This is a genomic window from Pseudomonas sp. AL10, assembly GCF_029960685.1.
GTDB lineage: Bacteria > Pseudomonadota > Gammaproteobacteria > Pseudomonadales > Pseudomonadaceae > Aquipseudomonas > Aquipseudomonas lactis.
Genome location: NZ_JASBQZ010000004.1, coordinates 198,367 through 214,608, shown reverse-complemented (window position 1 = coordinate 214,608; position 16,242 = coordinate 198,367). Strand labels below are relative to the sequence as shown.

The window sequence follows — 16,242 nt, the reverse complement described above, 5'->3', positions numbered from 1 at the left end:
GTTAGCGGACGGCAGATCAAGGTCTGCCGGTCTCGAAGAAAGTGCACAGCTGGGGATCAGAGCAACACCACGTCGTATTGTTCCTGTGAATACATGGTTTCGACCTGGAAGCGAATGGTGCGACCGATAAAACTTTCCAGTTCGGCGACGTTACCGGACTCTTCGTCCAGCAGGCGATCCACCACCTTCTGATTGGCAAGTACTCTATAACCTTCGGCCTGGTAGGCGCGTGCCTCGCGCAGGATCTCGCGGAAAATCTCGTAGCAAACCGTTTCCGGGGTCTTCAATTTGCCGCGGCCCTGGCAGCTGCTGCACGGTTCGCACAGTACCTGCTCAAGGCTTTCGCGCGTGCGCTTGCGGGTCATCTGCACCAGGCCCAGCTCGGTGATGCCGATGATGTTGGTCTTGGCGTGATCGCGTTCCAGTTGCTTCTCAAGCGTACGCAGCACCTGGCGCTGGTGCTCTTCATCTTCCATATCGATGAAGTCGATGATGATGATGCCGCCCAAGTTGCGCAGGCGCAGTTGGCGGGCAATAGCCGTGGCCGCTTCGAGATTGGTCTTGAAGATGGTTTCTTCAAGGTTGCGATGGCCCACGAATGCACCGGTATTGACGTCGATGGTGGTCATGGCTTCTGCCGGGTCTACCACCAGGTAGCCGCCGGACTTGAGTGGCACCTTGCGTTCCAGGGCTTTCTGGATTTCATCTTCAACGCCATACAGGTCGAATATCGGCCGCTCGCCGGGGTAGTGTTCCAGGCGATCGGCGATTTCTGGCATCAACTCGGCGACAAATTGCGTGGTGCGCTGAAAGGTTTCCCGCGAGTCGATGCGAATTTTCTCGATCTTCGGGCTGACCAGGTCGCGCAGCGTGCGCAGCGCCAGGCCGAGGTCTTCATAGATGACGCTGGGCGCGCCGATGGTCTTGATCTGTGCGTCGATCTGGTCCCACAGGCGCCGCAGGTAGCGAATATCCATGAGGATTTCATCCGCGCCAGCGCCTTCTGCGGCGGTGCGCAGGATAAACCCACCCGCTTCCTTGATGCCCTCGGCGGCGACGCAGTCGCTGACCACCTTCTTCAGGCGCTCGCGCTCGGCTTCATCTTCGATCTTCAGGGAAATGCCCACATGGGCGGTGCGCGGCATGTACACCAGGTAGCGCGAGGGAATCGACAGCTGGGTGGTCAAGCGGGCGCCCTTGGAACCGATAGGGTCCTTGGTGACTTGCACCACCAGGCTCTGGCCTTCGTGCACCAGGGCGCTGATGCTTTCCACCGCAGGGCCTTCGCGCAGGGAAATTTCCGAGGCATGGATAAACGCTGCACGGTCCAGGCCGATGTCGACGAAGGCCGCTTGCATGCCCGGCAATACGCGCACCACCTTGCCTTTGTAGATATTGCCGACGATCCCGCGCTTCTGGGTGCGCTCGACATGCACTTCTTGCAGAACACCGTTCTCTACCACCGCCACGCGCGATTCCATCGGCGTGATATTGATCAGAATCTCTTCACTCATGGCTGGGTCTCGTTCAGGCGTTTTCACAATAGTGACCGGTCGCTTAAGGCTTGGCGCTGGAATACGGCGTTCAGCACACGGTAAGGTTTTGCCAACAGGGTATGCCGAATTGGGCGAGCAGTTGCGCGGTTTCGCAGACTGGCAGGCCCACCACGGCGGAATAACTGCCATTAAGCCCGGCCACAAACACCGAACCCAGCCCTTGGATAGCATAGCCGCCAGCCTTGTCCTGCGGTTCGCCACTGTGCCAGTAGGTGGTAGCCTCCTGCACAGAAACCTCGCGGAAACGTACACGGCTGCTGACACATCGGGTTTCACATTGCTGGCCGTCGGTCAGGGCAATGGCGGTAAGCACTTCATGCTCGCGGCCGGAAAGGGCCATCAGCATGGCCAGTGCATCAGCCTGGTCCACCGGTTTGCCCAGGATCCGCCCGTCGACAATCACCGCCGTGTCGGCCCCTAGCACGCAGGTGTTTGAGGTGTGGCCAAGCGCAACAAAACCCGCCGTCGCCTTGCCCCGCGCAAGGCGCTCGACATAGGCAACGGCAGGTTCGTTGTTAAGGGGCGTTTCATCAATAGCGGCGCTGACCAGGGTAAAGGGCACACCGATCTGGACCAGCAGTTCACGTCGCCGCGGGGAGCCCGAGGCCAGATAAAGCGAATTCATTGCAGCCTCTCCCTGTGGGGTTCGATAACCAGGCAGAGCCTCGCAATCCATTCAATTGATTTTATAGCGACGACGCAGCCCACGCAGGCCAAAACTGATCCAGGGCCACAACAAGGCGCTGACCAGCGCCGGCAAGACCAGCGCCAGGGTCGGCTGGCGGTTGCCAGTCAACGCGCTGAGCCACAGTTGCACCAACTGCGCCAGGCCGAAGATCACCAGGATCACCAAACACTGCTGCCACATCGGGAACATGCGCAGGCGCTGTTGCAACGACAGCACCAGAAAGGTAATCAGGGTGAGGATCAACGCGTTCTGGCCCAGCAAGGTGCCATACAGCACATCTTCGGCCAACCCCAGGCACATCGCCGTGACCATGCCCACCTTGTGCGGCAGGTTCAATGACCAGAACGCCAGCAACAAGGCCAGCCAGAGCGGGCGCAGGATTTCCATAAACTGCGGCAGCGGCGAAACGCTGAGCAGCAAGCCGATGGCGAAGGTCAGCCAGACGATCCAGCCATTGCGTGAATGAGTACCGGCCATTATTGCTCCCTCTGCCGTGTGGTGGTCGGAGCGGTGCTCGGCGCAGTAGCCGGGGGTTTGGCTACAGGCGGCTTAGCCGGGCGCGCGTTGTGCGCTGCCGGTTGAGCGGGCGTTGCCGCCGGTGCCGGTGCAGTTGTTGCCGCAGGGGCAGGCGGACCGACGAAAGCCGGTTTCGGCACCGTGGCCGGCACGATAGGCGCGGTACCATTCTGCTGGTCTTCCGCTTCCTGGGCCTGGGCGGCGTCGTTGGCGCGCTCTTCCGGGGTGCGGTTGTCGCTGAACACCAACAGCAGGTAACGGCTGCGGTTCAGCGCGGCAGTCGGTACCGCCCGAACGATAGCGAACGGCTGGCCGGAATCGTGGATCACTTCCTTGACCGTCGCCACCGGGTAACCCGCCGGGAAGCGCTGGCCCAGGCCAGAACTGACCAGCAGGTCGCCTTCCTTGATATCCGCAGTGTCGGCCACATGGCGCAGCTCCAGGCGTTCCGGGTTGCCGGTGCCGCTGGCAATCGCGCGCAGGCCGTTACGGTTGACCTGTACCGGGATGCTGTGGGTGGTGTCCGTCAGCAACAGCACCCGCGAGGTGTAGGGCATCAACTCCACCACCTGGCCCATCAGGCCACGGGCGTCGAGCACCGGCTGGCCAAGCACCACACCGTCGCGCTCACCCTTGTTGATGATGATGCGGTGGGTAAAGGGGTTGGGGTCCATGCCGATCAGTTCGGCCACTTCGACCTTTTCGTTGACCAGCGCGGAAGAATTGAGCAACTCGCGCAGCCGAACGTTCTGCTCGGTGAGGGCCGCCAGCTTTTGCATGCGCCCCTGCAACAGCAGGTTTTCAGTCTTGAGTTTTTCGTTCTCGGCGACCAGTTCGGTGCGGCTGCCAAATTGGCTGGACACACCCTGGAATAGACGTTGCGGCAGGTCGGTGATCCAGTAGGTCTGCATCAACACCAGCGACATCTGGCTACGCACCGGCTTGAGCAGTGCAAAGCGGGCATCGACCACCATCAGCGCGACCGAAAGCACGGTCAGCACCAATAAGCGCACACCCAATGAGGGGCCTTTGGCGAAAAGCGGTTTAATAAGCCGCTCCTCCCAGGCAAATGTTCTCTTTATTCATACGGCATCAAACCGGCCTGGATGCAGATTGAAGAAGATAAACGCCAACAGGCAGCACTGCAAAGTGCTGCCTGCCGACGAAGCATGAACCATCCAGGCAATCTTATTCGCTGGAGAGCAGGTCCATGGTGTGTTTATCCATCATTTCCAGCGCACGACCACCGCCACGGGCAACACAGGTCAGCGGGTCTTCGGCGACGATCACCGGCAGGCCGGTTTCCTGGGCCAGCAACTTGTCGAGGTCGCGCAGCAAGGCGCCACCACCGGTCAGTACCAGGCCACGCTCGGCGATATCGGAAGCCAGCTCCGGCGGCGATTGCTCCAGGGCGCTTTTCACCGCCTGAACTATGGTGGCCAGGGACTCTTGCAGAGCCTCCAGCACTTCATTGGAGTTCAGGGTGAAGGCACGTGGAACGCCTTCGGCCAGGTTGCGACCGCGCACATCGACTTCGCGCACTTCACCGCCTGGGTAAGCGGTGCCGATTTCCTGCTTGATGCGCTCGGCGGTGGATTCGCCGATCAGGCTGCCGTAGTTACGACGCACATACGTGATGATCGCTTCGTCGAAACGGTCACCGCCCACGCGTACGGATTCGGCATACACCACACCGTTCAGGGAAATCAGGGCGATTTCGGTGGTACCACCACCGATATCCACCACCATCGAACCGCGTGCTTCCTCAACCGGCAGGCCGGCACCGATCGCAGCGGCCATCGGTTCTTCGATCAGGAAGACTTCACGGGCACCGGCGCCAAGGGCCGATTCACGGATGGCGCGACGCTCAACCTGGGTGGACTTGCACGGAACGCAGATCAGCACGCGAGGGCTGGGCTGCAGAAAACTGTTTTCGTGAACCTTGTTGATGAAGTACTGCAGCATCTTTTCGCAGACGCTGAAATCGGCGATCACGCCATCCTTCATCGGACGAATGGCAGCAATATTGCCTGGTGTACGGCCGAGCATGCGCTTGGCCTCGGTGCCAACGGCAACGACACTTTTCTGATTACCATGGGTCCGAATGGCCACAACCGATGGCTCATTCAGAACGATACCGCGCTCGCGCACGTAAATAAGGGTGTTGGCAGTGCCCAGGTCAATGGAGAGATCGCTGGAAAACATGCCACGCAGTTTCTTGAACATGGGGAAAGGACCCTAGGCAACGCGTGGGTAAAAAAGTGCGGCAAACTCTAACAACGACAGGGATTTTGGGCAAGGCGCCAATGTGCTAAATTGGCCGACTTTCTGTGCACCAACCCCCACAATCGCGGCCTTATGACCGTAGAAATGCGGTAGTGTTCCGACAATCTAACACACGGACGCCCTCCGTTCTGTTTTCCACTGGAGAATCCCATGGCGCTTGAACGCTCCGACGTGGAAAAAATCGCACATTTGGCCTCGCTTGGCCTTAATGATGCCGATCTTCCACAGACCACCGCAGCCCTGAACAGCATTCTCGGGCTGGTCGACCAAATGCAAGCCGTGAATACCGACGGCATCGAGCCCCTGGCTCACCCACTGGAAGCCAGCCAGCGCCTGCGCGCAGACGTCGTGACCGAACGCAATAATCGCGAGGCCTACCAGTCCATCGCGCCAGCGGTCGAAAACGGCCTGTACCTGGTTCCGAAAGTCATCGACTAAAGGGAAAGAGCCTTTCATGCATCACATGACTCTGGCCGAGATCGCCCGCGGTCTCGCCGACAAATCGTTTTCCAGCGAAGAGCTGACCCAGACCTTGCTGGCGCGTATCGCCGCGCTCGATCCGAAGGTCAACAGCTTCATCAGCCTCACCGAGGAGCTGGCCCTGAGCCAGGCCAAGGCCGCCGACGCCCGTCGCGCCAACGGTGAGAACGGCGCGCTGCTTGGCGCACCGATCGCCCACAAGGACCTGTTCTGCACCCAGGGCATTCGCACCAGCTGCGGCTCGAAGATGCTCGACAACTTCAAGGCGCCCTACGACGCCACTGTGGTCGCCAAGCTGGCCGCTGCCGGTGCCGTGACCCTGGGCAAGACCAACATGGACGAATTCGCCATGGGCTCGGCCAACGAGTCGAGCTACTACGGCGCGGTGAAAAACCCGTGGAACCTGGAACACGTGCCGGGTGGTTCGTCCGGTGGTTCGGCGGCGGCCGTGGCCGCGCGCTTCCTGCCCGCCGCTACCGCCACCGACACTGGCGGTTCGATCCGCCAGCCAGCGGCCTTCACCAACCTCACCGGCCTGAAGCCGACCTACGGTCGTGTGTCTCGCTGGGGCATGATTGCCTATGCGTCCAGCCTCGATCAGGGCGGCCCGTTGGCACGCACCGCTGAAGACTGCGCAATATTGTTACAAGGCATGGCAGGCTTCGATAAACAGGACTCCACCAGCATCGACGAGCCCGTGCCGGACTACAGCGCCAGCCTGAACACCTCGATCAAGGGCCTGCGCATCGGCGTGCCGAAGGAATACTTCAGCGCCGGCCTCGACCCGCGTATCGCCGATCTGGTGCAAAACAGCATCAAAGAGCTGGAAAAACTTGGCGCCGTGATCAAGGAAATCAGCCTGCCGAACAACCAGCATGCGATTCCCGCCTACTACGTGATCGCGCCAGCAGAGGCGTCTTCCAACCTGTCGCGTTTCGACGGCGTGCGCTTCGGCTATCGCTGCGAAAACCCGAAAGACCTCACCGACCTGTACAAACGCTCCCGTGGCGAAGGCTTCGGCAGTGAAGTGCAGCGCCGGATCATGGTCGGCGCCTACGCCCTGTCGGCCGGCTACTACGACGCGTACTACCTCAAGGCGCAAAAAATCCGTCGCCTGATCAAGAACGACTTCATGGCCGCCTTTGAAGAAGTCGATGTGATCCTCGGCCCGACCGCGCCGAACCTGGCGTGGAAGATCGGCGCCAAGACCGGCGACCCGATCGCCGAGTACCTGGAAGACCTCTACACCATCACCGCCAACCTCGCGGGCTTGCCGGGCTTGTCCATGCCCGCAGGTTTCGTCGATGGCCTGCCGGTGGGCGTACAATTGCTCGCCCCGTATTTCCAGGAAGGCCGCCTGCTCAATGTGGCGCACCAGTACCAGTTGAACACCGACTGGCACACCCGCACCCCTACCGGCTTCTGAGGAGAACACTATGCAATGGGAAGTTGTGATCGGGCTGGAGATTCATACCCAGCTCGCCACCCAATCGAAGATTTTCTCCGGTAGCGCCACCACGTTCGGCTCTGAGCCCAATACCCAGGCCAGCCTGGTAGACCTGGGCATGCCCGGCGTGCTGCCGGTGCTGAACCAGGAAGCGGTGCGCATGGCGGTGATGTTCGGCCTGGCGATTGACGCCGAGATCGGCCAGCACAACGTGTTTGCGCGCAAGAACTACTTCTACCCGGACCTGCCCAAGGGCTACCAGATCAGCCAGATGGAACTGCCGATTGTCGGCAAGGGCCACCTGGACATTCCCCTGGAAGACGGCACCATCAAGCGTGTCGGCGTCACCCGTGCGCACCTGGAAGAAGACGCCGGCAAAAGCCTGCACGAAGAATTCCCGGGCGCGACCGGTATCGACCTGAACCGTGCCGGCACGCCGCTGCTGGAGATCGTGTCCGAGCCGGACATGCGCAGCGCCAAGGAAGCCGTGGCCTACGTCAAGACCATCCACGCGCTGGTGCGCTACCTGGGCATCTGCGACGGCAACATGGCCGAAGGCTCGCTGCGTTGCGACTGCAACGTGTCAATCCGCCCCAAGGGTCAGGTTGAGTTCGGCACCCGCTGCGAGATCAAGAACGTCAACTCGTTCCGCTTCATCGAGAAGGCGATCAACAGCGAAGTGCGTCGCCAGATCGAGCTGATCGAAGACGGCGGCAAGGTGATCCAGCAAACGCGCCTGTACGACCCGAACAAAGACGAAACCCGCGCCATGCGCAGCAAGGAGGAAGCCAACGACTACCGCTACTTCCCCGACCCGGACCTGTTGCCGGTGGTGCTGGAGGATTCCTTCCTCAATGACATCCGCGCCACCCTGCCGGAACTGCCGCAGCAAAAACGCGAACGCTTCCAGGAACAGTTCGGCCTGTCGGTCTACGATGCCAGCGTATTGGCTTCCAGCCGCGAACAAGCCAACTACTTCGAAAAAGTCGTGAGCATTGCCGGCGACGCCAAGCTGGCGGCCAACTGGGTGATGGTCGAACTGGGCAGCCTGTTGAACAAACAGGGCCTGGAAATCGACGAAGCGCCGGTCACCGCCGAACAACTGGGTGGCATGCTGCTGCGCATCAAGGACAACACCATCTCCGGCAAAATTGCCAAGACTGTGTTCGAAGCGATGGCCGCCGGTGAAGGCAGTGCCGACGAGATCATCGAAAAGCGTGGCCTCAAGCAAGTCACCGACAGCGGCGCCATCTCGGCCGTACTCGATGAAATGCTCGCGGCCAATGCCGAGCAGGTCGAGCAATACCGCGCGGCAGACGAAGCCAAGCGCGGCAAGATGTTCGGCTTCTTTGTCGGCCAGGCGATGAAAGCCTCCAAGGGCAAAGCCAACCCGCAACAGGTGAACGAACTGCTCAAAAGCAAGCTCGAAGGCTGATCCATGATCGTTCCCACGCTCTGCGTGGGAACGTCTCACGGGACGCTCCGCGTCCGCTTTTGTGACGCGTAGCGTCACCAGCTGCATTCCCACGCAGAGCGTGGGAACGATCCAACGGGGACATCTTGAAATGAAGCGTCTACTCGGCCTCCTGGCCTTGTCCTCCCTGCTGGCCGGTTGCACCAGCGGCCTCATCGACCCCAACGGCTACGACGAAACCGGCACCGCGTCCTATTACGGCGCCAAGCACCATGGCAAGAGAACTGCCAGCGGTGAACCTTTCAACCAGAACGCCTTGACCGCCGCCCATCGGCGCCTGCCCTTCGGCACCCAGGTCAAGGTGACCAACCTCGACAACAACCGTTCTGTCGTGGTGCGTATCAATGATCGCGGCCCGCATACCCGTGGCCGCCTGATCGACCTTTCACGCAAGGCTGCCGAGCAACTGCGCATGCTGAGCAGCGGTACCGCGCGGGTTCGCGTGCAAGCCCTGAACAACTGATCGAGGCAGCCTTGAGCATTTTCGGATTGAACGCCCTATCGCCCTGGAGCCTGCTCGAACTGGTGGGCGGCCTGATCTTGCTGATCGTCGGCGCTGAAATCCTGGTGCGCGCTGCGGTGCGCCTGGCGGCCAGCCTCAAGGTGCGGCCACTGATCATCGGCTTGAGCATCGTCGCCTTCGGCAGCAGTGCGCCACAGATGACCGTCAGCCTGCAGGCCACGCTGGCTGGCAACACGGACATTGCCGTAGGCAGCGTCATCGGCAGCAGCATCTTCAATATCCTCGTGACCCTGGGCTTGTCCGCACTGATCATTCCACTGCGAGTCTCGCGGCAGCTGGTGCGCGTGGATATCCCGGTGATGATCGTCGCCGGCCTGCTGGTGTTTATCCTGGCCGCCAATGAAATGCTGACGCCCTTCGATGGCGCCGTGCTGCTGGTGGCGCTGCTGGCTTACCTGGGCGTATTGCATTACCAGACACGCCACTCCCGCCGCCCGCGCACCCTCGACACCGTGGCCAAAGCGCCATGGCTGAGCAGTGTGCTGCTGATGCTCGGCGGCTTGCTGGTGCTGGTGCTGGCCGGGCATTTGTTGCTCGGCGCAGCGGTTGAGGTGGCGGGCGATCTCGGATTATCGGAGCGCGTCATCGGCCTCACGTTGATCGGCGTCGGCACCTCGCTGCCGTGCCTGGCCACGTCGCTGATCGCCGCCTTGCGTGGCGAACGGGAGATCGCCGTGGGCAACGTGATCGGCAGCAACCTGTTCAACCTGCTCGGCGTGCTGGGTTTTACCGCCCTGGTGGCGCCGACACCGCTGTCGGTATCGCCCAACGCCCTGGACTTCGATTTACCGGTGATGCTCGGCGCCATCATCCTGTGCCTGCCGGTGTTCTATACCGGCTACCGGGTAACACGCATCGAAGGGGTGGTGCTGCTGGGGCTGTACCTGGCCTACGGCCTGCATGTGATGGCGTTCACCACCGGCATGCCGCTGGCCAACAAGCTTGAACAATTGATGCTGTATTACGTCCTGCCGGCGTTAGGCGCTCTGCTGTTATTCACCTCACTGCGCGCCTGGCACCGCCAACACAAGAGGGAATCGCAATGACCGATCAGAAAAAGCCAGGGGTTGAAGTGCGTCGCCAAGTCATGGGCGATGCGTTCGTCGACCGCGCCCTGGGCAATGCAACGGCGTTCACCCAACCGCTGCAGGACTTCGTCAATGAGCACGCATGGGGCAGCGTCTGGAACCGCGAAGGCTTGCCACTCAAGACCCGCAGCCTGATCACCCTCGCCGCCCTCACCGCCCTCAAGTGCTCGCAGGAACTCAAGGGGCATGTGCGCGGTGCGCTGAATAATGGCTGTACGGTTGAAGAGATTCGCGAAGCGCTGCTGCATTGCGCGGTGTATGCCGGGGTGCCGGCGGCGATTGATGCATTTCGGGCGGCGCAGGAAGTGATTGAGGCGTATCAGGCCGATCAGCAGTGACTGCCAGATAGCTATCGCAGGCAAGCCAGCTCCCACATGTGGATGTGTGAATACCTTCAAGTGTGGGAGCTGGCTTGCCTGCGATGGGGCCTTAAGCTGCCCGCCTATTTCAGATCCAACCACCCGCCTGCAACACAAAAATCCCGATATTCGTGGTCACCGCCGCCATCAGCGTGGTGATCACGATAATCGCCGCCGCCAGTTCATGATTCCCTTCCGCCGCCCGAGCCATCACAAAGCTCGCGGCCGCAGTCGGCGCGCCGAAATACAGGAACAGAATCCCCAACTCCGGCCCTCGGAACCCCAGCAACCACGCGCCCAGAGTCGCGATCACCGGGAGCCAGATCATCTTCATCAGGCTTGCGCTCAACGCCATGTTGCCGCTCTTGCGCAACGCGGCCATGGACAAGGTGCCGCCGATGCAAATCAACGCCAACGGCAGCGTGGTGTCGGACAGGTACTGCAAGGATTTCTCAAGCCAGCCGGGCACGCCGATCTGGAAGTACGCGAACGGCGTGGCGACGATCACGCTGATAATCAGCGGGTTGGCCAATACACTTTTGAAGATGCTCCACGGGTCGGACTTGATCACCGGGCTATACACCGCCAGCACAATGGTCGACAGCGTGTTGTAAAAGAGGATCACCAGCGCGGCGAGGATCGCGCCCAGGGATATGCCGTAGTCGCCGTACATACTGGCCGCCAGCGCCAGGCCGATGACCCCGTTATTGCCACGAAACGCACCCTGGGCGTAGATGCCTCGGTCTTCGCGCTTGCAACGAAAGATCGCCCAGCCCCAGGCCATGGCAAAGCTCACCAAGGTGGCGACGCAAAAGTAGATCAGCAGCCCCGGTTTGAGCGCCGAGTGCAGGTCGGCATGCAGAATGCCCAGGAACAGCAGCGCCGGCATGGCAACGTTGAACACCAGGGACGATGCGGTGTGGATAAAGTTGTCGTTGATCCAATTGATGCGCTTTAGAAACACGCCCAGGAACAGCATGGCAAACACCGGCGCGGTGATGGTGAGGGTGGTGAGGAAGATTGCCAGCATGCCGGGGAGAACCTTGGTGGGCGTCGTTAGTTGGCTAATGATAAGCCAGTACGAGCGGGTTCGTGTGGGCAACGCACTTCAAATGTAGGAGCGAGCTTGCTCGCGAAAAACTCCCAGGCGCCGCGTTCATTCAGTTAACACGCGTTATCGTTGACGTTTTTCGCGAGCAAGCTCGCTCCTACAGGGTTAGCGCCTGGTTTCAGGTAATCGGCGCCGGGTTGAACAGCGTGATGTCGTTATGCAGCTTGTGCCGCTCTGCCCAGGTCTGCTTCTTGCCGCTGGCCACATCCAGATAGAAGTGGAACAGCTCCCACCCCAGCTCCTCGATGCTCGCGCGCCCCGTGGCAATGCGCCCGGCGTCGATATCGATCAGGTCCGGCCAACGCTGGGCCAGCTCGGTGCGGGTGGAGACCTTCACCACCGGTGCCATCGCCAGCCCGTACGGCGTGCCGCGCCCGGTGGTGAACACGTGCAGGTTCATCCCCGCCGCCAGTTGCAAGGTGCCGCAGACAAAATCACTGGCCGGTGTGGCGCAGAAGATCAGGCCCTTTTCCTTGAAGCGTTCCCCAGGGCCAAGCACACCGTTGATCGCACTGCTGCCGGATTTGACAATGGAGCCCAACGACTTCTCGACAATATTCGACAGCCCGCCCTTCTTGTTACCCGGCGTAGTATTGGCGCTACGGTCCGCCTCGCCCTTGGCCAGGTAACGGTCGTACCAGTCCATTTCCCTGACCAGCTCGCGGGCGACGTCTTCGTTTTGCGCGCGTGAAGTCAGCAGGTAAATCGCATCGCGCACTTCAGTCACTTCGGAAAACATCACCGTCGCGCCGGCGCGCAGCAATAGGTCCGAGGCATAGCCCAGCGCCGGGTTGGCAGTGATCCCGGAAAACGCATCGCTGCCGCCGCACTGCATGCCCAGGATCAACTCGGAGGCCGGCACGGTTTCGCGGCGACGCTGGTCGAGTTTTTTCAAGCGCACGTCGGCCAGGGCCATGATCTGCTCGATCATTTCGGTAAAGCCGTGGCTGGAATCCTGCAGGCGATACAGCCACGGCTCGCTCAGGTCTACAGAACTGTCGTTGTCGTGCATCACCTGGCCGGCCTGGAGCTTTTCGCAGCCCAGGCTGATCACCAAGGCTTCGCCGCCCAGGTTGGGGTTGCGCGCCAGGTTGCGCACGGTGCGGATGGGGATGTAGGCATCCGTCGCCGTAATCGCCACGCCGCAGCCATAGCTGTGGGTCAGCGCCACCACGTCATCGACATGCGGGTAGTTGGGCAGCAACTCGTCCTTGATGCGCTTGACCGCATGGTCCAGCACGCCCGTGACGCATTGCACGGTAGTGGTAATGCCGAGGATATTGCGCGTGCCCACGGTGCCGTCCGCATTGCGATAGCCCTCGAAGGTAAACCCCTCCAGGGGTGCCTGGGTTTCAGGCACCTCGGTGGACAGCGGCAAGCTGTCCAGCGGCGGTGCGGTGGGCATGCGCAACTGGTCCTCCTGCACCCAACTGCCGCGGGGAATCGGCGCCAGGGCATAACCGATGATCTGGCCGTAGCGAATAATCTGGCCGCCCTCGGGGATGTCTTCCAGGGTCACCTTGTGGCTCTGCGGGATGAAATCCACGGTGACCAGGCCGTCGGGAAACTCGGTACCGGCGGGCACCCCTTGATCGTTCACCACGATTACCACATTGTCGCGCTCGTGCAAACGGATCGAGCGCGGCGAGTCGGCATGTTCAATCAACTGCATCACACGAACCTCAGGAATGCGCTTGAGAAAGGTTGGTCAACTCAGGGCCCTGGGTAGGCGGCTCCTTGAGCACCACACGCTTGATCGGGCCGACAATCACCAGGTAACTGAACACCGCCACCAGCGCGTTGGCGCCAACGAACACCAGGGCCCATTTGAACGAGCCGGTGGTGCTGATGATGTAGCCAATCACAATCGGCGTGGTGATCGACGCCAGGTTACCGAAGGTGTTGAACAAGCCGCCACTGAGCCCGGCGATTTGTTTCGGTGAGGTGTCGGACACCACCGCCCAACCCAGTGCGCCAACGCCTTTGCCGAAGAAGGCCAAGGCCATGAAGCCCACCACCATCCATTCGATGTCTACGTAATTGCAGGCCACGATGCTGCTGGAAATCAGCAGGCCACCGATGATCGGCGCCTTGCGCGCGAAGGTCAGCGAATGGCCTTTGCGCAGCAGGTAGTCGGAAATCACCCCACCGAGCACCCCGCCGATAAAGCCGCAGATCGCCGGTAACGAAGCAATGAAACCCGCCTTGAGGATGGTCATGCCACGCTCCTGCACCAAGTACACCGGAAACCAGGTCAGGAAAAAGTAGGTGATGCCGTTGATGCAGTACTGGCCCAGGTAGACGCCGAGCATCATGCGGTTGGTCAGGAGCTGACGGATGTAATCCCACTTCGGCCCGTCGGTTTTCTTACCCTTGCCCTTGTCCTGGTCCATATCGACCATCGCGCCATTGGCCGCGATGTGATTGAACTCGGCCTCGTTGATCATCGGATGCTGGCGCGGGCTGTGGATAACTTTCAGCCAGATCAGCGAGAACACAATGCCGATCACGCCCATCACAATAAACACGTGCTGCCAGCCGAAGCGATAGACGATCCAGCCCATCAAGGGCGCGAACAGCACCGTGGCGAAGTACTGGGCCGAGTTGAAGATCGCCGACGCAGTGCCGCGTTCAGCCGTAGGAAACCACGCCGCAACAATACGGGCATTTCCCGGAAACGACGGCGCCTCGGCCAAGCCCACCATGAAGCGCAGCATGAACAGCGCGACCACCGCAGTGGAGACGCCAAACTCACCGACGTAGCCTTGCAGCACGGTGAACAGCGACCAGGTGAAGATGCTCAGGGCATAGACTTTTTTCGAGCCGAAACGGTCGAGCAGCCAGCCACCGGGGATTTGCCCGGCCACATAGGCCCAACCGAACGCAGAGAAGATATAACCAAGGGTGACCGCGTCGATACCGAGGTCTTTTTGCAGGCTGGAGCCGGCGATAGCGATGGTGGCCCGGTCGGCGTAGTTGATCGTGGTCACCAGGAACAGCATGAGCAGGATCAAATAGCGGACGTGGGTCGGCTTGGTCGCTTGCATGTAGAAGTACTCCCACTAATTATTTTTTTTGCGGGTGATGATTTTTTGTTTTTCCTGTGGGAGCCGGGCTTGCCCGCGATGCAGGCACCTCGGTGTGTCAGCTAGACCGAGGTGATGCTATCGCAGGCAAGCCAGCTCCCACATAAGGCCGGTGCCACAGGGTGCTGCGTGTTACGAACCGATGTAGCTGGTTTTCACCACGGTGTAGAACTCTTGCGCATAGCGACCTTGCTCACGCGAACCGTAGGATGAGCCCTTACGGCCACCAAATGGAACGTGGTAATCCACCCCCGCCGTCGGCAGGTTGACCATCACCATCCCGGCCTGGGAGTGGCGCTTGAAGTGGTTGGCATATTTGAGCGAGGTGGTGGCGATGCCGGCCGACAAGCCGAACTCGGTGTCATTGGCCATGGCCAGCGCGGCCTCGTAGTCGGCCACGCGCACCACGTTGGCCACCGGGCCGAAGATCTCTTCACGGCTGATGCGCATCGCCGCTTCACTGTCAGCAAACAGTGTGGGCGCCAGGTAATAGCCTTCGGTGTCGCAGGTGACCAGGCCGCCACCGCTCACCAGCCGGGCGCCTTCGCTCTGGCCGATGTCGATGTATTTCATGTCCTGATCCAACTGGGCCTGGGACACCACCGGGCCAATGTCGGTGCCGCTATTCAACGCGTGGCCGACCTTGATCGACTTCATGCGCTCGGCCATGGCGGCGACGAACTGGTCGTGAATCCCGGCAGTAACAATCAAACGGCTCGAGGCGGTGCAACGCTGGCCGGTGGAGTAAAACGCACTCTGGACCGACAGCTCGACAGCTTGTTTGAGGTCGGCATCGTCGAGAATGATCTGCGGGTTCTTGCCACCCATTTCCAACTGCACCTTGGCCTGGCGCGAGACACAGCTGACGGCGATCTGACGCCCAACGCCCACAGACCCGGTGAAACTGATGCCATCGACTTTCGGGCTGTTGACCAGCACGTCGCCGACCACACGGCCACTGCCCATCACCAGGTTGAACACACCGGCAGGGAAGCCGGCGCGGGAGATGATCTCCGCCAAGGCCCAGGCACAGCCCGGCACCAGTTCGGCAGGCTTGATCACCACGCAGTTGCCGTAGGCCAGGGCCGGGGCGATTTTCCACGCGGGGATGGCAATCGGGAAGTTCCACGGAGTGATCAGGCCCACCACACCGAGGGCTTCGCGGGTCACTTCAACGTTGACGCCCGGACGCACCGACGGCACGTAATCGCCCGACAGGCGCAGGCATTCACCGGCGAAGAATTTGAAGATATTGCCGGCACGGGTCACTTCGCCAATGGCTTCAGGCAGGGTCTTGCCCTCTTCCCGCGCCAGCAAAGTACCCAGCTCTTCACGACGGGCGAGGATTTCGCTGCCGACTTTATCCAACGCATCGTGACGCGCCTGGATACCGGAGGTGGACCACGCCGGGAACGCGGCGCGGGCAGCGTCGATGGCCGCGTTGACTTGGGCCACGTCGGCTTTGGCGTATTCGCCAATGGCGTCGGACACATCCGACGGGTTGATATTGGTGCAGTAGTCGGCGCCGGTTACCCATTGGCCATTGATGTAGTTTTCAAAACGCTTTGCTTGGGACACGAATCTTCTCCTGACGCAAAAGGCCGCTGATTGCTCAGCGGCCTTGTGGA

15 protein-coding genes are annotated in these 16,242 nt (G+C 60.9%); 6 read left to right on the top strand and 9 right to left on the bottom strand.

What is annotated here, in order from left to right; genetic code table 11:
* Positions 1–56: 56 nt before the first annotated feature.
* From rng to mreB, 5 genes are all read right to left on the bottom strand, one after another.
* Positions 57–1,514 (bottom strand): ribonuclease G, encoded by a 1,458-nt coding sequence (gene rng, locus QK296_RS07230; protein WP_003188562.1) that lies wholly within the window; start codon positions 1,512–1,514, stop codon positions 57–59.
* Positions 1,515–1,584: 70 nt separating this feature from the next.
* Positions 1,585–2,181 carry a Maf family protein gene (locus QK296_RS07225; RefSeq protein ID WP_003188560.1) on the bottom strand — a complete coding sequence of 199 codons (597 nt, stop codon included), beginning with the start codon at positions 2,179–2,181 and terminating at the stop codon, positions 1,585–1,587.
* A 51-nt stretch (positions 2,182–2,232) separates the two neighbouring features.
* Complete coding sequence (gene mreD, locus QK296_RS07220; protein ID WP_003188558.1) at positions 2,233–2,721, bottom strand: rod shape-determining protein MreD; 489 nt, start codon at positions 2,719–2,721, stop codon at positions 2,233–2,235.
* Entirely contained in the window at positions 2,721–3,809 is a 1,089-nt protein-coding gene (gene mreC / locus QK296_RS07215; RefSeq protein WP_120248661.1) for a rod shape-determining protein MreC, read from the bottom strand. The genes mreD and mreC overlap by 1 nt, the downstream gene beginning before the upstream one ends.
* Positions 3,810–3,948: 139 nt before the next feature.
* Positions 3,949–4,986, bottom strand: coding sequence for a rod shape-determining protein MreB (gene mreB / locus QK296_RS07210; protein ID WP_002555108.1), 1,038 nt, complete (start codon positions 4,984–4,986; stop codon positions 3,949–3,951).
* Positions 4,987–5,196: 210 nt separating this feature from the next.
* Between mreB and gatC the strand changes: the two genes are divergently transcribed.
* From gatC to QK296_RS07180, 6 genes are all read left to right on the top strand, one after another.
* Positions 5,197–5,484, top strand: coding sequence for an Asp-tRNA(Asn)/Glu-tRNA(Gln) amidotransferase subunit GatC (gene gatC / locus QK296_RS07205; protein ID WP_003188556.1), 288 nt, complete (start codon positions 5,197–5,199; stop codon positions 5,482–5,484).
* A gap of 16 nt (positions 5,485–5,500) precedes the next feature.
* Positions 5,501–6,952 (top strand): Asp-tRNA(Asn)/Glu-tRNA(Gln) amidotransferase subunit GatA, encoded by a 1,452-nt coding sequence (gene gatA / locus QK296_RS07200; RefSeq protein WP_047712591.1) that lies wholly within the window; start codon positions 5,501–5,503, stop codon positions 6,950–6,952.
* A 10-nt stretch (positions 6,953–6,962) separates the two neighbouring features.
* Positions 6,963–8,408, top strand: coding sequence for an Asp-tRNA(Asn)/Glu-tRNA(Gln) amidotransferase subunit GatB (gene gatB / locus QK296_RS07195; protein ID WP_003188551.1), 1,446 nt, complete (start codon positions 6,963–6,965; stop codon positions 8,406–8,408).
* A gap of 130 nt (positions 8,409–8,538) precedes the next feature.
* Positions 8,539–8,910 carry a septal ring lytic transglycosylase RlpA family protein gene (locus QK296_RS07190; RefSeq protein WP_057710928.1) on the top strand — a complete coding sequence of 124 codons (372 nt, stop codon included), beginning with the start codon at positions 8,539–8,541 and terminating at the stop codon, positions 8,908–8,910.
* Positions 8,911–8,936: 26 nt separating this feature from the next.
* Positions 8,937–10,016 carry a calcium/sodium antiporter gene (locus QK296_RS07185; RefSeq protein WP_057710927.1) on the top strand — a complete coding sequence of 360 codons (1,080 nt, stop codon included), beginning with the start codon at positions 8,937–8,939 and terminating at the stop codon, positions 10,014–10,016.
* A complete protein-coding gene (locus QK296_RS07180; RefSeq protein WP_003188545.1) occupies positions 10,013–10,396 on the top strand; it encodes a carboxymuconolactone decarboxylase family protein in 384 nt (127 codons plus the stop codon). Before QK296_RS07185 ends, QK296_RS07180 begins: the two co-directional genes overlap by 4 nt.
* Positions 10,397–10,505: 109 nt before the next feature.
* Here QK296_RS07180 and QK296_RS07175 read toward each other — a convergent pair whose 3' ends face one another.
* The 4 genes from QK296_RS07175 to QK296_RS07160 form a co-directional block, all read right to left on the bottom strand.
* A complete protein-coding gene (locus tag QK296_RS07175) occupies positions 10,506–11,447 on the bottom strand; it encodes an AEC family transporter (RefSeq protein ID WP_003188544.1) in 942 nt (313 codons plus the stop codon).
* Positions 11,448–11,646: 199 nt separating this feature from the next.
* Positions 11,647–13,200, bottom strand: a complete 1,554-nt coding sequence (gene garD / locus QK296_RS07170) for a galactarate dehydratase (RefSeq protein ID WP_057710926.1) — start codon at positions 13,198–13,200, stop codon at positions 11,647–11,649.
* A 10-nt stretch (positions 13,201–13,210) separates the two neighbouring features.
* A complete protein-coding gene (locus tag QK296_RS07165) occupies positions 13,211–14,575 on the bottom strand; it encodes an MFS transporter (RefSeq protein WP_003188541.1) in 1,365 nt (454 codons plus the stop codon).
* A gap of 171 nt (positions 14,576–14,746) precedes the next feature.
* Positions 14,747–16,192 (bottom strand): aldehyde dehydrogenase family protein, encoded by a 1,446-nt coding sequence (locus tag QK296_RS07160; protein WP_057710925.1) that lies wholly within the window; start codon positions 16,190–16,192, stop codon positions 14,747–14,749.
* Between the last annotated feature and the right edge of the window lie 50 nt (positions 16,193–16,242).

Excerpts from the sequence above, each read along its gene's own strand:
- rng (WP_003188562.1), bottom strand. The coding sequence starts at position 1,514 with ATGAGTGAAGAGATTCTGATCAATATCACGCCGATGGAATCGCGCGTG.
- QK296_RS07225 (WP_003188560.1), bottom strand. The coding sequence starts at position 2,181 with ATGAATTCGCTTTATCTGGCCTCGGGCTCCCCGCGGCGACGTGAACTG.
- mreD (WP_003188558.1), bottom strand. The coding sequence starts at position 2,721 with ATGGCCGGTACTCATTCACGCAATGGCTGGATCGTCTGGCTGACCTTC.
- mreB (WP_002555108.1), bottom strand. The coding sequence starts at position 4,986 with ATGTTCAAGAAACTGCGTGGCATGTTTTCCAGCGATCTCTCCATTGAC.
- gatC (WP_003188556.1), top strand. The coding sequence starts at position 5,197 with ATGGCGCTTGAACGCTCCGACGTGGAAAAAATCGCACATTTGGCCTCG.
- gatA (WP_047712591.1), top strand. The coding sequence starts at position 5,501 with ATGCATCACATGACTCTGGCCGAGATCGCCCGCGGTCTCGCCGACAAA.
- gatB (WP_003188551.1), top strand. The coding sequence starts at position 6,963 with ATGCAATGGGAAGTTGTGATCGGGCTGGAGATTCATACCCAGCTCGCC.
- QK296_RS07190 (WP_057710928.1), top strand. The coding sequence starts at position 8,539 with ATGAAGCGTCTACTCGGCCTCCTGGCCTTGTCCTCCCTGCTGGCCGGT.
- QK296_RS07180 (WP_003188545.1), top strand. The coding sequence starts at position 10,013 with ATGACCGATCAGAAAAAGCCAGGGGTTGAAGTGCGTCGCCAAGTCATG.
- QK296_RS07175 (WP_003188544.1), bottom strand. The coding sequence starts at position 11,447 with ATGCTGGCAATCTTCCTCACCACCCTCACCATCACCGCGCCGGTGTTT.
- garD (WP_057710926.1), bottom strand. The coding sequence starts at position 13,200 with ATGCAGTTGATTGAACATGCCGACTCGCCGCGCTCGATCCGTTTGCAC.
- QK296_RS07165 (WP_003188541.1), bottom strand. The coding sequence starts at position 14,575 with ATGCAAGCGACCAAGCCGACCCACGTCCGCTATTTGATCCTGCTCATG.